The sequence below is a fragment of the Bacteroides sp. AM07-18 genome (assembly GCF_003602695.1).
Classification (GTDB): domain Bacteria; phylum Bacteroidota; class Bacteroidia; order Bacteroidales; family Bacteroidaceae; genus Bacteroides; species Bacteroides uniformis.
In genome coordinates this window covers 99,332-116,850 of the sequence record NZ_QTLM01000010.1, presented here as the reverse complement: position 1 = coordinate 116,850, position 17,519 = coordinate 99,332, and the positions used below count along the sequence as shown (strand labels likewise).

At 47.3% G+C, this 17,519-nt stretch carries 17 protein-coding genes; 8 read left to right on the top strand and 9 right to left on the bottom strand.

Annotation, left to right across the window (positions count from 1 at the left end):
- Positions 1-2: 2 nt before the first annotated feature.
- The 3 genes from DW096_RS13050 to DW096_RS13040 all read left to right on the top strand — a co-directional run bounded on the left by DW096_RS13050 (position 3) and on the right by DW096_RS13040 (position 5,166).
- Entirely contained in the window at positions 3-2,150 is a 2,148-nt protein-coding gene (locus DW096_RS13050; protein WP_016272962.1) for a glycoside hydrolase family 97 protein, read from the top strand.
- 377 nt (positions 2,151-2,527) lie between these two features.
- On the top strand, positions 2,528-3,865 hold the full coding sequence (gene gdhA, locus DW096_RS13045; protein ID WP_098031949.1) for an NADP-specific glutamate dehydrogenase: 1,338 nt from the start codon (positions 2,528-2,530) through the stop codon (positions 3,863-3,865).
- Positions 3,866-4,002: 137 nt separating this feature from the next.
- The gene (locus DW096_RS13040) at positions 4,003-5,166 is read left to right on the top strand and encodes a Xaa-Pro peptidase family protein (RefSeq protein ID WP_005827001.1); all 1,164 of its coding nucleotides are present in this window, start codon (positions 4,003-4,005) and stop codon (positions 5,164-5,166) included.
- 195 nt (positions 5,167-5,361) lie between these two features.
- Here DW096_RS13040 and DW096_RS13035 read toward each other — a convergent pair whose 3' ends face one another.
- A complete protein-coding gene (locus DW096_RS13035) occupies positions 5,362-6,354 on the bottom strand; it encodes a DUF3843 family protein (protein ID WP_005826997.1) in 993 nt (330 codons plus the stop codon).
- 23 nt (positions 6,355-6,377) lie between these two features.
- On the bottom strand, positions 6,378-6,980 hold the full coding sequence (gene ruvA, locus DW096_RS13030; protein ID WP_005833022.1) for a Holliday junction branch migration protein RuvA: 603 nt from the start codon (positions 6,978-6,980) through the stop codon (positions 6,378-6,380).
- A 195-nt stretch (positions 6,981-7,175) separates the two neighbouring features.
- Here ruvA and DW096_RS13020 point away from each other — a divergent pair, with 195 nt between their 5' ends.
- Complete coding sequence (locus DW096_RS13020; RefSeq protein WP_005826990.1) at positions 7,176-8,075, top strand: diaminopimelate dehydrogenase; 900 nt, start codon at positions 7,176-7,178, stop codon at positions 8,073-8,075.
- A gap of 133 nt (positions 8,076-8,208) precedes the next feature.
- Here DW096_RS13020 and rseP read toward each other — a convergent pair whose 3' ends face one another.
- The 7 genes from rseP to tsaB all read right to left on the bottom strand — a co-directional run bounded on the left by rseP (position 8,209) and on the right by tsaB (position 15,053).
- Positions 8,209-9,540, bottom strand: a complete 1,332-nt coding sequence (rseP, locus tag DW096_RS13015) for an RIP metalloprotease RseP (protein ID WP_005826988.1) — start codon at positions 9,538-9,540, stop codon at positions 8,209-8,211.
- A gap of 112 nt (positions 9,541-9,652) precedes the next feature.
- Complete coding sequence (locus DW096_RS13010; RefSeq protein WP_035449079.1) at positions 9,653-10,798, bottom strand: 1-deoxy-D-xylulose-5-phosphate reductoisomerase; 1,146 nt, start codon at positions 10,796-10,798, stop codon at positions 9,653-9,655.
- 36 nt (positions 10,799-10,834) lie between these two features.
- On the bottom strand, positions 10,835-11,692 hold the full coding sequence (locus DW096_RS13005; protein WP_005826982.1) for a M23 family metallopeptidase: 858 nt from the start codon (positions 11,690-11,692) through the stop codon (positions 10,835-10,837).
- A complete protein-coding gene (gene rimM / locus DW096_RS13000; protein ID WP_005826980.1) occupies positions 11,689-12,225 on the bottom strand; it encodes a ribosome maturation factor RimM in 537 nt (178 codons plus the stop codon). The genes DW096_RS13005 and rimM overlap by 4 nt, the downstream gene beginning before the upstream one ends.
- 1 nt (position 12,226) lies before the next feature.
- Entirely contained in the window at positions 12,227-13,534 is a 1,308-nt protein-coding gene (murA, locus tag DW096_RS12995; RefSeq protein ID WP_117865941.1) for a UDP-N-acetylglucosamine 1-carboxyvinyltransferase, read from the bottom strand.
- 84 nt (positions 13,535-13,618) lie between these two features.
- On the bottom strand, positions 13,619-14,239 hold the full coding sequence (locus DW096_RS12990; RefSeq protein ID WP_005826977.1) for a DUF4290 domain-containing protein: 621 nt from the start codon (positions 14,237-14,239) through the stop codon (positions 13,619-13,621).
- A gap of 121 nt (positions 14,240-14,360) precedes the next feature.
- Complete coding sequence (gene tsaB / locus DW096_RS12985) at positions 14,361-15,053, bottom strand: tRNA (adenosine(37)-N6)-threonylcarbamoyltransferase complex dimerization subunit type 1 TsaB (RefSeq protein ID WP_005833019.1); 693 nt, start codon at positions 15,051-15,053, stop codon at positions 14,361-14,363.
- A gap of 91 nt (positions 15,054-15,144) precedes the next feature.
- Here tsaB and DW096_RS12980 point away from each other — a divergent pair, with 91 nt between their 5' ends.
- Genes DW096_RS12980 through nadD form a run of 4 tightly spaced genes read left to right on the top strand, consistent with a single transcriptional unit; the run spans position 15,145 to position 17,463 of the window.
- On the top strand, positions 15,145-16,029 hold the full coding sequence (locus tag DW096_RS12980; protein WP_005826974.1) for a YicC/YloC family endoribonuclease: 885 nt from the start codon (positions 15,145-15,147) through the stop codon (positions 16,027-16,029).
- Positions 16,030-16,065: 36 nt separating this feature from the next.
- Positions 16,066-16,629 (top strand): guanylate kinase, encoded by a 564-nt coding sequence (gene gmk, locus DW096_RS12975; RefSeq protein WP_005826973.1) that lies wholly within the window; start codon positions 16,066-16,068, stop codon positions 16,627-16,629.
- Positions 16,626-16,862 carry a hypothetical protein gene (locus DW096_RS12970; RefSeq protein ID WP_005833018.1) on the top strand — a complete coding sequence of 79 codons (237 nt, stop codon included), beginning with the start codon at positions 16,626-16,628 and terminating at the stop codon, positions 16,860-16,862. The genes gmk and DW096_RS12970 overlap by 4 nt, the downstream gene beginning before the upstream one ends.
- 22 nt (positions 16,863-16,884) lie before the next feature.
- Complete coding sequence (gene nadD / locus DW096_RS12965) at positions 16,885-17,463, top strand: nicotinate (nicotinamide) nucleotide adenylyltransferase (protein WP_117865940.1); 579 nt, start codon at positions 16,885-16,887, stop codon at positions 17,461-17,463.
- Positions 17,464-17,519: the final 56 nt, after the last annotated feature.

Sequence of the window (17,519 nt, the reverse complement as noted above, 5' to 3'; positions counted from 1 at the left end):
GGATGTATATGAAACATGTATTATTAACAGTTGTATTTCTGGGAATTGCTTGTGTGGCGATGGCACACGAATTGTTATCTCCCAATGGGAATCTGAAACTCAATGTTGTGCTTGATTCCGAGGGGGGGCCGGTCTATAGCTTATATTACAAAGGAGAGCCGGTTGTAGAACCTTCTGCCTTGGGAATACTTATGGAAGAAGCGGATTTGTCAAATGGCTTCCGGATTCTTGATGCAACAAATTCTACTTTTGATGAAACTTGGATGCCTGTATGGGGAGAGTATGAAAAAGTCCGTAACCATTACAATGAACTTACTGTCACTTTCTCACAACCGGCAAAGCACGACCGTACGATGATTGTACGTTTTCGATTGTTTGACGATGGACTCGGATTCCGTTATGAGTTGCCGGAGCAGAAAACCATGAATTATCTGACGGTAAAAGACGAACTGACGGAATTCAATCTGACCGGTAATCATACACTCTATTGCATTCCCGGTGATTATGATACGAATGAGTTTGCCTATACTACTGCGGCCATTTCCGAAGTGCGCGAAGCTATGGAACGTAATCTACGTAAAAAAGGATATGAAGCTAAAGCGACTTCATTCACAGTACAAACACCCCTTATGATAAAGACTACCGAAGGACTTTATATCAATATTCATGAAGCTGCCTTGGTAGATTATTCTGCCATGTTGCTGAATGTGGATGATAAAGAGTTTAACTTTTCTGCTCATCTTACTCCCGATAAATTAGGAAAGAAAGGATATCTGCAATTACCGTTGCATACCCCGTGGCGTACAATTATGGTTAGTGACGATGCACGTAGCATCCTTGCTTCTCAGTTGATTCTTAATCTGAATGAACCTTGTAAGCTGGAAGATACTTCTTGGATTAAGCCACAGAAATTTATCGGTGTCTGGTGGGAGATGTTTACTGGTGGAGGAGGTACATGGGCATATAGCGACTATTATAAGGCTAAACCCGGCATAACCGACTATTCAAAGTTAACTCCTAATGGACATCATCCGGCCAATACTGAACATGTGAAAGAGTACATAGACTTTGCGGCGGAGAATGGTATTGATGCGGTATTGGTTGAGGGTTGGAATGAAGGTTGGGAAGATTGGGCATCCTATCGTAAGGATCGTCAGTTCCTTTTTGACAAACCTTATCCGGACTTTGATGTTGCGGTACTACATGCCTATGCCAAATCAAAGGGGGTAAAGATTATCATGCATCATGAGACGGCTGCTAATGCTGCCGATTATGAGCGGCAGCTGGATGTAGCCTTTCAATTTATGGTAGATAATGGCTATAATTCTGTAAAGACAGGATATGTGGGCTCAATCATTCCCCGTAGTGAATATCATTCCTCACAATGGATGAACAATCATTATATACATGTGGTGAAGCGTGCTGCTGATTATAAGATTATGGTAGATAGTCACGAGGCTGTTCGTCCCACCGGCTTGTGTCGGACCTGGCCCAACTGGGTAGCGCAAGAATCTGCCCGTGGTGGTGAGTTTGAATCTATGGGGGGCAATGATCCGGATCATACTTGTATCTTGCCGTTTACTCGGTTGAAGGGTGGTCCGATGGATTACACTCCTGGTATTTTCCAGACAAAACTTTCGTATTATAATAGTTCGAAACCTAAAGGTCAGGCGGGTACTACATTGGTAAAACAATTGGCTCTATATGTAACGATGCCCTCTCCGTTACAGATGGCAGCAGACCTGCCGGATAATTATCGCCGTTTTCCCGATGCGTTTCAATTTATTAAGGATGTAGCGGTGGATTGGAGCAATTCTTGGTATCTGGAAGCCGAACCGGGTGATTATATCACAGTGGCTCGTCAAGCCAAAGGAAAACAAGAGTGGTATGTAGGTGCTATTACCGACGAACATCCTCGTACGGCAACTATTCCTTTCTCTTTCTTACCCGAAGGAAGGAAATATATTGTTACCGTTTATGCAGATGGTCGGGATGCGGACTGGAAAGATAATCCGCAGAGCTATGACATCCGTCGTGGCATAGTAACGTCAAAGAGTGTGCTGCGTCAACCTTTGGCAAGTAGTGGAGGGGTGGCTATCAGTGTTCGAGAAGCAACAAAAGAAGAGGTAAAAGGATTGAAGAAATTATGAAGCTTGTCCGTACATAGTAATTATTATGTTGCGGATTTAATACAAGCATTTAAGAATTAAAGTTAGCAATTGGAAAGGCATAGTCCGTGAGGATTGTGTCTTTTTTCGTAAATTATTCGTCATTTCTTATTTTCTTTATTATAATTTTTCTATATTTATGCCGTTATGGCGAATTGTTGACAGAATAGGAAAAGAATAGACCATTTAGGTATGAATAGAGAATGCCGGGGATTTGACATTTTATCATTCTTTAATCAAAATATAACCGTAAAATTTAGCTGTTTTGAAAAGTTTTCTTATATTTGCGGTGTTATTCATTGACATTTTGTTTGAATAGCGTAAAGTCAACAAGGTAATAACCTTTAAAACGTAATATTATGAATATCGAACGTATCATGACCTCTTTAGAGGCAAAGCACCCCGGCGAGTCTGAGTATCTTCAAGCCGTAAAGGAAGTTCTTCTTTCCATCGAAGATATCTATAACCAACATCCCGAGTTCGAGAAAGCGAAAATTATAGAACGTCTGGTTGAACCTGACCGTATCTTTACTTTCCGTGTAACGTGGGTGGATGATAAGGGTGAAGTTCAGACGAACCTCGGCTATCGTGTGCAGTTCAACAATGCCATTGGCCCGTACAAAGGCGGTATTCGTTTCCATGCTTCCGTAAATCTTTCTATCCTCAAATTCCTGGGATTTGAGCAGACTTTCAAGAATGCTTTGACTACATTGCCTATGGGCGGTGGTAAGGGTGGTTCCGACTTCTCTCCGCGCGGAAAGAGCGATGCTGAAATCATGCGTTTCTGTCAGGCCTTCATGCTGGAATTGTGGCGTCACCTCGGTCCGGATATGGATGTTCCTGCCGGTGATATCGGTGTAGGCGGTCGCGAAGTGGGCTATATGTTCGGTATGTATAAGAAGTTGACTCGCGAATTTACGGGCACATTTACCGGTAAAGGATTGGAATTTGGCGGTTCGCTGATTCGTCCCGAAGCAACAGGATTCGGCGGCTTGTATTTCGTAAACCAAATGTTACAAACAAAAGGCATTGACATCAAGGGCAAGACCGTGGCTATCTCCGGTTTTGGAAATGTGGCTTGGGGTGCTGCTACCAAGGCTACCGAATTGGGTGCCAAGGTGGTTACCATCTCCGGTCCCGACGGTTACATCTACGACCCGAACGGTATCAGTGGCGAAAAGATAGATTATATGCTGGAACTCCGGTCATCGGGCAACGATATCGTAGCACCGTATGCCGACGAATTCCCCGGCTCTACTTTCGTAGCAGGCAAACGCCCGTGGGAAGTGAAAGCGGACATCGCTCTGCCTTGCGCTACCCAGAACGAGCTGAACGGCGAAGATGCACAACACCTCATTGACAACAAGGTGACATGTGTAGGCGAAATCTCCAATATGGGATGTACGCCCGAAGCTATCGACCTTTTTATTGAAAATAAGATTATGTATGCACCGGGTAAGGCTGTCAATGCAGGTGGTGTGGCTACCAGCGGACTGGAAATGTCGCAGAACGCCATGCACCTCAGCTGGAGTGCAGCCGAAGTGGATGAAAAACTCCACGCCATCATGCACGGAATTCATGCTCAATGCGTAAAATATGGGACAGAACCTGATGGCTACATCAACTACGTGAAGGGAGCGAATATCGCCGGCTTCATGAAGGTGGCTCATGCCATGATGGGTCAGGGAATTATCTAAGAGAGAAACTTTGTTTAGTTGTATTTGTATTTGTGGTTTGTGCTGCCCTACGCCTGTGAAGGTATGGGGCAGTACTTTTTTATTCTCAATTAAAAAAGTTGTATCTTTGTATCCGAGAAACCATAAATGACAAAGAGATGTTACTACCTGAATTGAAACTGAGACGTGATAAAATACGCTCTCTCATGGCTCAACAAGAGATTGATGCCGCTCTTATCGCTTGCAATGTAAATTTAATCTATACGTACGGACGTGTCGTCAGCGGTTACTTGTATCTGCCGTTGAATGCTCCCGCTCGTTTATTCATCAAACGTCCCAACAATATTGAAGGGGAACATATTCATCCTATCCGTAAACCGGAACAACTGCCTGACTTACTAAAGGAATGTGGTTTGCCCATACCTGCGAGGTTGATGCTGGAGGGGGATGAGTTGTCTTTTACGGAATATAACCGTTTGGCTGCGTGTTTCCCTGAAACGGAGGTGCTTCCTTGTGGTACGGCACTTATCCGGAAGGCCCGAAGTGTCAAGACTGAAATAGAGATTGAGATGTTCCGCCGTTCCGGCATTGCACATGCTAAAGCTTACGAACAAATACCCTCGGTTTATAGACCAGGAATGACAGACCGCCAGTTATCCATCGAAATAGAGCGCCTGATGCGTTTGGAAGGTTGTCTGGGTATTTTCCGTACCTTCGGACAAAGTATGGAGATTTTTATGGGAAGTCTGCTGGCAGGAGATAATGCTACTGCGCCTGCCCCCTATGATTTTGCTCTGGGAGGCGAGGGACTTGATCCGTCACTGCCTATCAGTGTGAACGGTGCACTGTTGCAGCCCGGCCAGAGCTTTATGGTCGATATGGGGGGTAACTTCTATGGCTATATGGGAGACATGAGCCGTGTATTCTCTATCGGAAAGTTGCCGGAAAAGGCATATGTTGCCCATCAGGTTTGCCTGGACATACAAGAGGCTGTTGTAGAAAAAGCGAAACCGGGTGCTGTTTGTGAGGACCTTTACAATCTCGCTATCGATATTGTCACCAAAGCGGGCTTTGCCGACAACTTTATGGGAGCCACTCAAAAAGCCAAGTTTATCGGTCATGGCATCGGACTGGAAATCAATGAAATGCCGGTGCTGGCTCCACGCATGAAGCAGGAGCTGGAACCGGGCATGGTCTTTGCTTTGGAACCGAAGATTGTTTTGCCAGGCATTGGTCCCGTCGGTATCGAAAACTCTTGGGTTGTAACAGCGGAAGGAGTGGAGAAACTGACGTTGTGTAAGGAAGAGATTGTGGAACTTTGAAAATTGATAATGGATAATGGAAAATTGCCATGCGGTTTCAATAAATACGCTGCACTGTTTATTTTTCCATTATCCATTTTCAATTATTTTACCCTTCTGTTAAGCTGATTATTCGCTTTCGAAGGTTTGGATTTACCAATCCGTTTTCCGGTTGGCTTGGCCTTGTTGCTCCGTTTGGGCTTTATGCCGGAATGGTTACTCGCCTTCATAATATTCACATAAGTAGTAGCGGGCTATAAAGTCCCAATATTGATGCAGTGTTTCTTTTCCTTTCAAGAAGGGAAGTTCCACATCGGGTAGAATTCCTTTGGTCATTCCGTATTTCAGCAGGTCGAACGGACACTCTCCGGGTTGGCAGAACATCTTGTAACCCTCTGCAGCAGCGCGTTTGGCATCGTACATCGGGTTATGTTCTTCACAGAAATAGGCGGCCACGTTGTGGGCTACAAGCATACCTTTGGCGTTGGCATAAATCACGAACTCTTTTTGGTATTCCAGGTCGGGCAATAATGCGGACCGTTTGTTTTCCCATCCCAAGACATCGACAAAGAAAGTGCAAAGCTCCTTGTAATCGGTGAAGTATAGCAGCGGTTTCCCCTGGCTGTATTCCAGACAGCGGGCGGCATCTTTGCTCAGTTTGGTTTCCGGAGTGACTTCCGGCAGCGGAGTAATGGGCATATCCAGTAAATCAAGTCCCATTACCCAAAGGAAGGAAGATTCTCCCTCGCTGATGGGAGCTTCTTCGAAACGTGCATCCATCAGTTCATAGGCGCTTTGGCTTAATGCAAGCAGGTCTTTGTCATAAGGACTGAACAAGGTGTATTCCTTGTCAAAAATACTGAATTGTGATTTCAATGTCCACAGTACGAATGCAATGTCTTCCTGATTTATTTCATCGGGCGTATAATCGTCACCCAGTGGATAGAACGGCAGGTAAGTTCCGTATACTCCCTGAAAGGCTTCGGAGAAAAGTTTCCAGCCTCCGCTTTGGGCAATGGCATCTTGAAAGTACATGCCGAGGGAGATGGCTGCGTCAATTTGGGTACGCAGGTCTTCCTTGTTGAACAAGGGAGAGGTCTTGACGAGGGGCAGGATGCTTGTGGCAAAGTCGAGGTACCATTTGTCCGTTGGCAGTACGTGGGTGCGTTCATTGGCCCCCAACCAATATTGCATGTTGATTGTTGTCATGATTTGTTTGTTTTAGATAAATATTATAGTCTTTTTAATGCCAATTTGATGACTTGTTCCACCGGTGCGCTTGGTTCTTCCTTCAAAATGGCAAGCACTACTTTTTGTGAGGGGGCTTGTGCAAAGCCCAGCATGGTAAGGGCGGCTACGGCTTCTTCTTGTACTTGTGCGTTGGCTGCCGATACCAGTGTACCTATGGTCCCTGCGTTGCCGGCTACAACGCTGCCGGTCTTGATTTTGTCTTTTAAATCCACAATTATCCGTTGGGCTGTTTTCAGCCCGATACCCTTGACTGTTTTCAGTAGAGTGGCGTTTTCCGTGCTGATGACATTTATCAGTTCGGATGGCGAGAGTGCCGAGAGAATCATGCGAGCTGTATTTCCGCCGATGCCTGAAACGGAGATGAGCAACAGGAATAGTTCGCGTTCCTGCTTGTCAGCGAACCCGTAGAGGACATAGGCGTCTTCACGGATAGCTTCGTATATATATAGTTTGCATTCTTTCTTGCCCTGGATGGCGGCATACGTATTCAATGAAATATTGACGCCGTATCCCAGTCCGTTGCAGTCTATTATTGCGGTTGCCGGACTTAGTTCGGCAATTCCGCCTCTGATGTATTCTATCATAATTCTTTTGCTTGTTGGCCCCAAATGTGCCTTGCGTACATATCATCTGCGAATGTATGAATTATTATTGGACTTTCACTCACTAAAAAAAGAAAAACTGTGTGAAACAGCAGGGAGTTCTGCCGATATAATAAATTAAAATGCTTACTTTTGCGCCGATAAAGTAGAAAACTGATAAATAAATTCATAAAAAGAATGAAAAAAGTAAGAGCAGCCATCGTTGGCTATGGTAATATCGGGCATTATGTGCTCGAAGCCCTGCAAGCAGCTCCCGATTTCGAAATTGCCGGTGTAGTACGCCGTGCCGGAGCTGAAAACTGTCCTGCGGAACTGAGTGCATATCCCGTTGTGAAGAATATCAAGGAACTGAAAGGCGTGGATGTTGCTATCCTTTGTACGCCTACCCGCAAAGTGGAAGAGTATGCAAAGGAGATCCTTGCTTTAGGCATTCATACTGTGGACAGTTTCGATATCCATACGGGTATCACTGCCTTGCGCCGCACACTGGATGCAGAGGCTAAAAAGCATAATACGGTATCCATCATTTCTGCCGGCTGGGACCCGGGTAGTGACTCCATTGTCCGCACCATGCTGGAAGCCATTGCTCCGAAAGGCATTACCTATACTAATTTTGGTCCGGGCATGAGCATGGGACATACCGTGGCTGTAAAGGCCATCGAAGGTGTGAAAGCCGCCCTTTCCATGACTATTCCTACAGGAACCGGCATTCACCGTCGTATGGTGTACATCGAGTTGAAGGATGGCTACGAATTTGACAAGGTGACTGCAGCCATCAAAGCCGACCCGTACTTTGTGAATGACGAAACACATGTAAAATTGGTTCCGAGTGTGGATGCACTGCTCGATATGGGTCATGGGGTAAACCTGACCCGTAAAGGTGTGTCCGGCAAGACGCAGAACCAGCTATTTGAGTTCAACATGCGTATCAACAATCCTGCCCTCACGGCACAAGTGCTGGTATGTGTGGCGCGTGCCGCTATGCGTCAGCAGCCGGGTTGCTATACAATGGTTGAAGTTCCGGTAATAGACTTGCTTCCAGGCGACCGCGAAGAGTGGATTGGCCATTTGGTATAAGACACAGAAAAAACAGATGATGTGTTTGGTTCAAACGCATCGTCTGCTTGCCCCGAATACATCATCTGTTTGATGCAAACGCATCATCCGTTCTACCGCGAATGGATGATGCGTTTTTTATATGTCTTGTTCTTTAAAAGAAATACCTCAGTATATCATTGAAGTTTGCCCAAATCAGCAAACCGAACAAGAGGAACATGCCCACCATCTGCGCACGTTCCATAAACTTGTCGCTGGGCTTGCGGCGTGCAATGATTTCGTAAATGAGGAATAACACGTGTCCGCCGTCCAGTGCAGGGATGGGCAGAATATTCATAAAGGCAAGGATGATGGAGAGGAATGCCGTCATGTACCAGAACTGGTGCCAGTCCCACGTGGCGGGGAAAATACTGCCGATGGTTCCGAAACCTCCGAGTTGCTTGGCTCCTTCCTTGGAGAAGAGATATTTCATCTGGCCTACGTAGCCTTTCAGAGTCTTTACCCCCAAAGATACGCCGGCAGGGAAAGAGGAAAGGAAACTGTATTCCTTGCGGACAACGGGCAGCAGTTTGTCGGTTGCCGTACGTGCTGCTACGCCTATTTCATAGTCGGCATTGGTCATCATGCTCAAGGTGTCTGTCACACCGTTACGGACGTATGTCAAGGTTACCTCATGGGATGCATTGGCTTTCTTGCGCTTCAGCATCTCTTCTTTGAAGTCGTAGTAGGCTATTGACTTTCCATCCAAGTGGGTGATGCTGTCACCTACTTGCAGACCGGCGGAAGCGGCAGGGTATCCTACAATCAGGCTGTCGACTACATAAGGGAAACGGAAACTGGCGAAACGCACGCTGTCTGCCAGCAAGCGGTTCATCATGTCTTCGGGGATGTAGACTGAAGCAGCTTCCCCGTCACGCAATACGCTTACCTGGCGGGCATCGACAATACTGGTCAGCAGGTCGCCGTCATAGCGTTCGAATGGTACCCCGTCGGCAGATATTAGGATATCGCCGTCGCGGAAGCCTATGGCTTTGGCTGTTTCGTTAAAATCCATACCCAATGGGGCTTTTTGTACTGGTATATATTCGTCGCCCCAAGTAAAAAGTATCATGGAATAGATGAACAATGCGAGCAGGAAGTTGAACAATACACCGCCTACCATAATTAGCAGGCGCTGCCATGCCGGCTTGGCACGGAACTCCCATGGCTGCATGGGTTGCTTCATCTGTTCGGTATCCATAGATTCGTCTATCATACCTGCTATTTTTACATAACCACCTAAGGGTAGCCACCCGATACCATATTCCGTGTCACTGTGTTTGGGCTTGAACTTGAATAATGTGAACCAAGGGTCAAAGAATAAGCAGAACTTTTCTACCCGCGTCTTGAACAGACGCGCAAAAAGGAAGTGCCCCCCCTCATGAACAATAACGAGCAACGAGAGGCTCATAATGAGTTGCAGGGCACGAATCAAGAATGTTTCCATCTAATTATTTGCTGTTTTACGATTTTTATAATTTTCGCAAAGGTACGTTTTCTTATTTAACGTATCAAATGAGTAGATGTTTTTTATAATTCTTTTCATTCCGGTGTATCTATCAAATCAGCTCTTCTGCTATCCGTCGGGCTTCGGCATCCGTAGCCACATAGTCTTCATAGGTGGGCTTCTGTAAGTAGGATACGCGCGACATGGTCTTTTCTATTACTTCACTCATGCCAAGGAACGAAATTTTGTCCTGCAGGAAGGCAGCTACCACCACTTCATTGGCGGCATTGACAATGCAAGGCATATTGCCTGCACGATGTAGCGCTTCGTAGGCCAGGGCGAGGTTACGGAAACGGGTGGTGTCCGGTTGCTCGAACGTCAGTTCCGTGCACAGCTTGAAGTCCAGGCGCGGGAAAGAGGCTTTCAACCGGTCGGGATAGGAGAAGGCATATTGGATGGGCAGGCGCATGTCCGGCATTCCCAGTTGTGCTTTCACGGCACCGTCCTCAAACTGTACCATGGAGTGGATGACGGATTGCGGGTGTACCACGACTTCTATCTGGTCGGGACGTACACCGAACAGCCATTTGGCTTCGATTACCTCGAACCCTTTGTTCATCATGGAAGCAGAGTCTATCGTGATTTTGGCGCCCATGTCCCAGTTGGGGTGTTTCAGTGCTTGCGCTTTGGTGACGGTTGTTAGTTGCTCCATAGTGCAGGTGCGGAACGGACCTCCGGAGGCAGTCAGTATCACTTTTTCTATTTGGTTGCCTATCTCACCGGCCAGGCACTGGAAAACGGCGGAGTGCTCGGAGTCGACGGGTAGGATGGGGACACCGCTGAAGCGTGCCAGGTTATTGATGAGCTCTCCCGCCACCACCAGCGTCTCTTTGTTGGCAAGGGCTATCGGCTTACGGGCTCGGATGGCATTCATGGTGGGCTTCAGCCCTGCATATCCCACCATGGCGGTCAATACCATATCAATGGGATTTTCGGTCACAATCTGGCAGAGGGCATCTGCGCCGGCATATACCTTGATAGGTAGGTCGGCAAGCGCTTCTTTCAGTTGCGTGTATTTCGATTCGTTGGCTATTACCACTGCCTCAGGCTTGAATCTGCGTGCCTGGGCTATGAGTTCCTCTACGCGGTTATTGGCGGTCAATACGTATGCTTCGTACTGGTCGGGATGTTCTTCGATGACCTGCAACGCTTGTGTACCGATGGAACCGGTAGAACCGAGTATGGCAATCTGTTTCATTTACTATTATGCTATTTACAATTTACTATTTGGAGACTAAAATACGATGTAAAGCTCGGGATTTACGGCCCTGCCCTTATGCCACAGCTCGAAGTGAAGGTGGGGACCGGTGGACAGCTCGCCGGTGTTTCCTACCAGTGCGATGGCTTCACCCCCTTTCACCGCATCTCCTTCCCGTTTCAGCAGAGAGCCGCAATGCTTGTAGACTGACACGAAGTCCTGGTTGTGCTGTATTTCTATCAGATAACCCGTCTCGGCAGTGTAGGTACTCAGTATGACGGTACCGTCTAAGGTGGCCAATACGCTTTCGCCCGGATTGGCGGCAATGTCCGTGCCGAAGTGTTTTGTTTCGGCATTGAAGGGAGATGAAATCATGCCGCGTGTGGGGCGGTAGAAAATCAGTCCGTCTATTTCGGGGCGAGCGGTGATGCTCGTCAGGTTGTACTTTTCTGTCTCCTCGTACTGTTTGCGGAATTCGGCTTCCCGTTGTGTACGTTCCATGAGCGAATCTTCGCGCAGGTGGGTCAACGAGTCGATGGAATGTATGGTATCTGCCTTTATCTTGCCCTGGAAGATGTCCTGGATATTCATGATATAGAGGTTCTGTCTGTTCACCAGTTGCTGGAGGGAATCTACGCGTAAGGCATTCTCCACTACCTGGGCGCGGATTTCACTGTTCATATATCCCGGCAGGTAGTTGCGCAGCGGGGTGAAGGCTACGATCAGGGAGGCGATGAGAAACAATACGAACAGCACGGAGAGCAATACGGACAGTCCGTTCAGCTTGGATACGCGCAACGTGATGATATCCTCAAGGGTATTCTCGTTCGTAATCGTCAGTCTGTACTTGAACTTGATGTTACTCCAAAATGCTTTTCTTCGTTTCTTTTTCATACCTCTTCTGTTTCGTCCAAAGCTATCAAACCTTCCGGCAGGTCTACGGTGATGACCTTGTGCTTCTGGTCAATGTCTATGATAAACTCTTCTTGTGCCGGCACCAGTAGTTCTTCTCCCTGATAATCTACCACAAACAGTGTGTTGATGGTCGATGTGTCCACGTCCGTCACTTCTCCCAGCGTGCCGTGATGTACTTCCTCCATACGAAAACCGACGAAGAAGTCCCAACTCAGTTCACCTGGTCCTGCCTCTTCTGCATGCTTTACGGGGAAGTAGACCTCAATATTAGTGAACATGCGGGCGCGTTCTGCCGTGTCCACGCCTTCCAGTTTGACAAGGGCGGTGGTGTCGGAGCGGAAACGGTATTCTTCCAAGAAGAAAGGCACCAGTATACCATCCAGCAGGCAGATTAGGTATTCGGCTTCCACCCGGTCGAAGATGTCATCCGTAAAAGTGAACGATAGTTCTCCGTGAATGCCGTGGGGCTTGTTGAATATACCTATCTTATATACTTCTTCTCTCTTTATCATCTTATTCTATTCTTGTTATTCTTGCTCCGAGCGCATTCAGTCGTCCTTCAATATTCTGATACCCCCGGTCTATCTGCTCTATATTATGGATGCGGCTGATGCCGTCCGCACTCATGGCAGCTATCAGCAGGGCGATACCGGCACGGATATCGGGCGAGGTCATGTTGCCGCCGCGTAGTTTGAAGCCGTGGTCATGTCCGATGACAACGGCACGGTGCGGGTCGCAGAGGATGATTTGCGCTCCCATATCTATCAGCTTGTCCACAAAGAACAAGCGGCTTTCGAACATTTTCTGGTGAATGAGCACACTGCCTTTTGCCTGAGTGGCAACGACCAGCAGTACACTGAGCAAGTCCGGCGTCAGTCCGGGCCAGGGTGCATCTGCAATGGTCATGATGGAGCCGTCGATAAAGGACTCTATCTGGTATGTTTCTTGTGCCGGCACGTAAATGTCGTCTCCCCGCTGCTCCATTTTGATGCCGAGGCGGCGGAAACTGTCGGGGATAATTCCCAAGTTCTCGTAGGAGACGTTCTTGATGGTCAGTTCACTACGGGTCATGGCTGCCATACCGATGAAACTGCCCACTTCAATCATGTCGGGGAGGATGGTATGCTCGGTACCGTGCAACTCGTCCACTCCTTCGATGGTTAGGAGGTTGGAGGCGATACCCGTTATCTTGGCTCCCATTCGGTTCAGCATTCTGCAAAGTTGCTGTACATAGGGTTCGCAGGCGGCATTGTAGATGGTGGTCTTGCCTTTGGCAAGGACGGCTGCCATTACGATATTGGCGGTTCCCGTTACAGATGCCTCATCGAGCAGCATATAACTGTCATGCAGTTGTTTGGCTGATATTTCGTAGATGCCACGCTCCTCATTATAGATGAAGTCGGCTCCTAAATTCTGGATGCCGATGAAGTGCGTGTCCAGACGGCGGCGTCCTATCTTGTCTCCGCCCGGCTTGGAAATCATGGCCTTGCCGAAACGCGCAACCATCGGCCCCACCAGCATGACGGAACCCCGCAGGCTGGAACATCTCTTCAGAAACGCGTCACTTTCCAAATAGGCGAAATCGACATCGGCAGCTTGGAAGCTGTAAGTGTCGATGTCCTTTTTTGATACGCTGACTCCCATATCCCGCATCAATTGGATAAGGTTGTTGACGTCCAGTATGTCCGGGATATTGTGCACAGTCACCTCTTCGGCAGTGAGCAGCGTGGCGCAGATAATCTGCAACACTTCGTTCTTCGCTCCTTGGGGGTAGATGTCACCGGAAAGGCTGTGTCCTCCTTCGATTACAAATGATGCCATGAAATTAGTGATTAGGGGTTAGTGATTAGTGATTAGCATGGTGATGCCGCATGGCATTAATCACTAACCACTAATCATTCAATTTTAGTATTTCCGTTTATTGTTCCGGTTGTTGTTCCGGTTATTCTGGTTGTTCACTTTCGGACGGTAGTTCTGGTCAATACGTTCGGCCATGAGACGGACGATACTGTCTGTCATTTGCAGTTTTCCGTCAGAGAGTTCGGTGAGGTCATCTGAAATCTTACGGTCATCGACGGTATCTTTGTTCCATGCCATGTAGTCTTTCTTCATGTGGTTACAAATGAGCGCTATCAAGTTCTGCTTCTCTTCTCCTTCCGGAAATTCGATGGCTTTCTTTATCAGTACTTCCAGTGTACGGCCATAGTGGCGGTAGCGGATTTTGGTACTGGGGTAGGGGATGCTCTCCGGCTTGGTATTCAGATTGTCCTTGCGGATAATTTCGTACGGATAATCTATATCCAATTGGAAGTTGGCCATGATGGCAAGGTGGTCCCATAGCTTATGTTTGAAGTCGGGCACATCGCGCAGATGGGGAAACATGTTTCCCATGATGTTGATGATTGTGTTTGCGCAACGCTGGCGTTCTGCACGGTCTTCGATTGTCAGCGCGTGGTCTACCATATTCTGGATGCTGCGACCATATTCGGGTAGGGGCATCCGTTTTTGTTGAGTGTTATATTGCATCTTTAATTAGTGATTAATGTTCAACGATTAGTGATTAGGGTTTAGCGATTAGTGGTTAGTGATTAATGGGCTACGTAGTGATACCGCATGGTATTCATCCCTAATCCCTAATCGCTAAACCCTAAATAAGTTTCTTTGGCGTGCCGGCTACGAATTCCTTCAAATAGAAGGGTTCGAAATAGGCCACATCCTTGAAATCTTGTTCGGCTATTGCCTTTTCTGCCAACGGGAACATCATGCCGGCAAGCGGGCGGATGCCGTCGATGAAGTGTGCATTGGGATGCGTGATTTTCTCTTTGCATTTGGCTGCACCGTCACCGAAGAAATAGACGGGATGTTGCTCTAAAAATTCCAGGTAGGAGTTTTCGTCCACAATATCGGCTGCAATGTCGCGCACCGATTTCAAGGCACGGTCGTAGATGGCAGCATAGACTTCCATACGGCGGGCGTCAATCATCGGGCAGAGTAATGCGTCGTCGGGTAACTCATCGTGGTAGAGCAATACCGGTACACACTGGACTTTCAGGGTTTCCAGCCCGATAAGTGGCAGGTTACGTCCATAGCAGACACCTTTTGCCATCGACACGCCGATACGCAACCCGGTATACGAACCAGGGCCGCAGCTCACGGCGACTGCATCCAACGGCATGGCATGGCTATCGGCAAAGGATAGCGCCTCGTCCACAAAGATTCCCAATGAAACGGCGTGTGAAGGGCCATTCAGGTCCTCTTTCTTGAAAACGTTCTGTCCATCCTCGCTCACGGCTACGGAGCAGGCAGAAGTGGACGTTTCAATATGCAAGATACATGACATAACTTTTATTCTTGATTTTATTGTGGCAAATTTACGTGATTATTTTCACTAATTAAAATAATCGTGTAATTTTGCGCAAAACTATAACATTATGATACAATCTATGACAGGCTACGGCAAAGCAACCGTCGAACTGCCTGATAAGAAAATCAACGTTGAAATAAAGTCGCTCAATAGTAAGGCAATGGACCTATCTGCCCGCATTGCTCCGCTTTATCGTGAGAAGGAGATGGAAATCCGTAATGAAATATCACGGAAACTGGAGCGCGGAAAGGTGGATTTCAGCCTTTGGATAGAAAAGAAAGAGAGTGCGGAAAGCGCCACTCCCATCAACCAGACATTGGTTGAGGGATATTACAAGCAGATTTGTGCTATATCAGAAAATCTAGGAATACCTGTGCCGGATGCGACGGACTGGTTTGCCACGTTACTCCGTATGCCGGATGTGATGACGAAGAATGATACGCAGGAACTGAGTGAGGAGGAATGGGCTGTGGTCTATTCGGCTGTGGAAAAGGCTGTCGGTGCGCTGGTGGACTTCCGTAAGCAGGAAGGAGCTGCCCTTGAAAAGAAGTTCCGTGAGAAGATCGCCAATATCTCCCATTTGTTGGAGACTATCGCTCCCTACGAGAAAGAGCGTGTGGCCAAAGTGAAGGAGCGTATTACTGATGCACTGGAAAAGACCTTGAGCGTGGATTATGACAAGAACCGTCTGGAGCAGGAACTCATCTACTACATCGAAAAACTGGATGTGAACGAAGAGAAACAGCGTCTTGGCAATCATCTGAAATATTTTATCAATACGCTGGAAACCGGAACCGGACAAGGCAAGAAGTTAGGGTTCATCGCCCAGGAGATGGGACGCGAAATCAATACCTTGGGCAGTAAGTCCAATCATGCGGAGATGCAGAAGATTGTCGTTCAGATGAAAGATGAATTGGAGCAAATCAAGGAACAAGTATTGAACGTCATGTAGTATCAAATAGTAAATCGTCAAATCGTAAATAATTTGATGGCAAAACTTATCATATTTTCAGCCCCTTCGGGCTCCGGCAAGTCAACGATTATCAACTATCTGCTGACTCAAAATCTGAACTTGGCATTTTCCATCTCAGCGACCAGCCGTCCGCCCCGCGGAACGGAGAAAGATGGAGTGGAGTACTTCTTTCTGACTCCTGACGAGTTCCGTCGTCGCATAGCCAATGATGAATTCCTGGAGTATGAAGAGGTATATCAGGACCGTTTTTACGGAACACTGAAGGAGCAGGTGGAAAAGCAATTGGCTGCCGGACAGAATGTAGTGTTCGATGTGGATGTAGTGGGTGGTTGCAATATCAAGAAATTCTATGGTGAGCGTGCTTTGTCTGTTTTCATTCAGCCACCTTCAGTGGAGGAATTGCGCAAACGCTTGGTGGGGCGCGGAACAGATGCTCCCGAAGTGATAGAGAGCCGCGTGGCGAAAGCCGAATACGAACTGGGCTTTGCACCGAAGTTCGATACCGTGATTGTGAACGATGACCTGGAGACAGCCAAAGCGGAAGCATTGAAAGTAATCTCTCAATTCTTGAACGAATGAAACAACGTGGAGGAGTGTACAACCAGTTGGCACCGAGGAGGAAGAACAGCCCGAAGCTGAACAAGGCATTGCTAATTATTAATAGCGTTTTGTTCGTCTGCTCCCTTGTTGTGGGTGTATTGTATATACAGCATGGCGAGCCTCGTTCCAGTATTTCAATGTTTCTTATCTCTGTAGTGACGATTTTCAATGCTTGGGCTGCCTGGCGTGCGTTGCAAAGACGTCCTTTGTAAGGTTGTATATGAATAAGAATAAATGAATATAGGAATCTTCAGCGGCTCGTTCAACCCGATACACATCGGACATTTGGCCCTCGCCAACTATCTTTGCGAATACGGGGACCTGGACGAAGTGTGGTTTATGGTCACCCCCCACAATCCGCTGAAGGAAGAAAACGAACTGATGGATGACAAGTTACGTTTGAAGCTGGTGCAGCTAGCCACTGAGGGTTATCCCAAATTTCGCGCTTCCGATTTTGAATTCCATCTGCCTCGGCCTTCTTATACAGTTCATACGTTGGATGCGCTGAAACGAACTTATCCTCAACACACTTTCCATCTTGTCATTGGTTCGGACAACTGGAGGCTGTTCCACCGTTGGTACAAGTCGGAACGTATTCTTGCCGAAAATCATCTTCTGGTCTATCCTCGCCCCGGCTATCCGGTAGAGGCCGCCTCTTTACCTCAAAATGTGCGGACAGTTTCTTCTCCGGTATTCGAAATCAGCTCCACTTTTATCCGTCGGGCCATAGAGGAGGGGAAAGACGTACGCTACTTCCTGCATCCGGCAGTGTGCGATGAACTCAAACGGATGCAGAATGAATCTTTAAACTGAAATAAATGTCTGTATTTGTACGTGTTTTCATATTTATTTCTTATTTTTGAACGTAT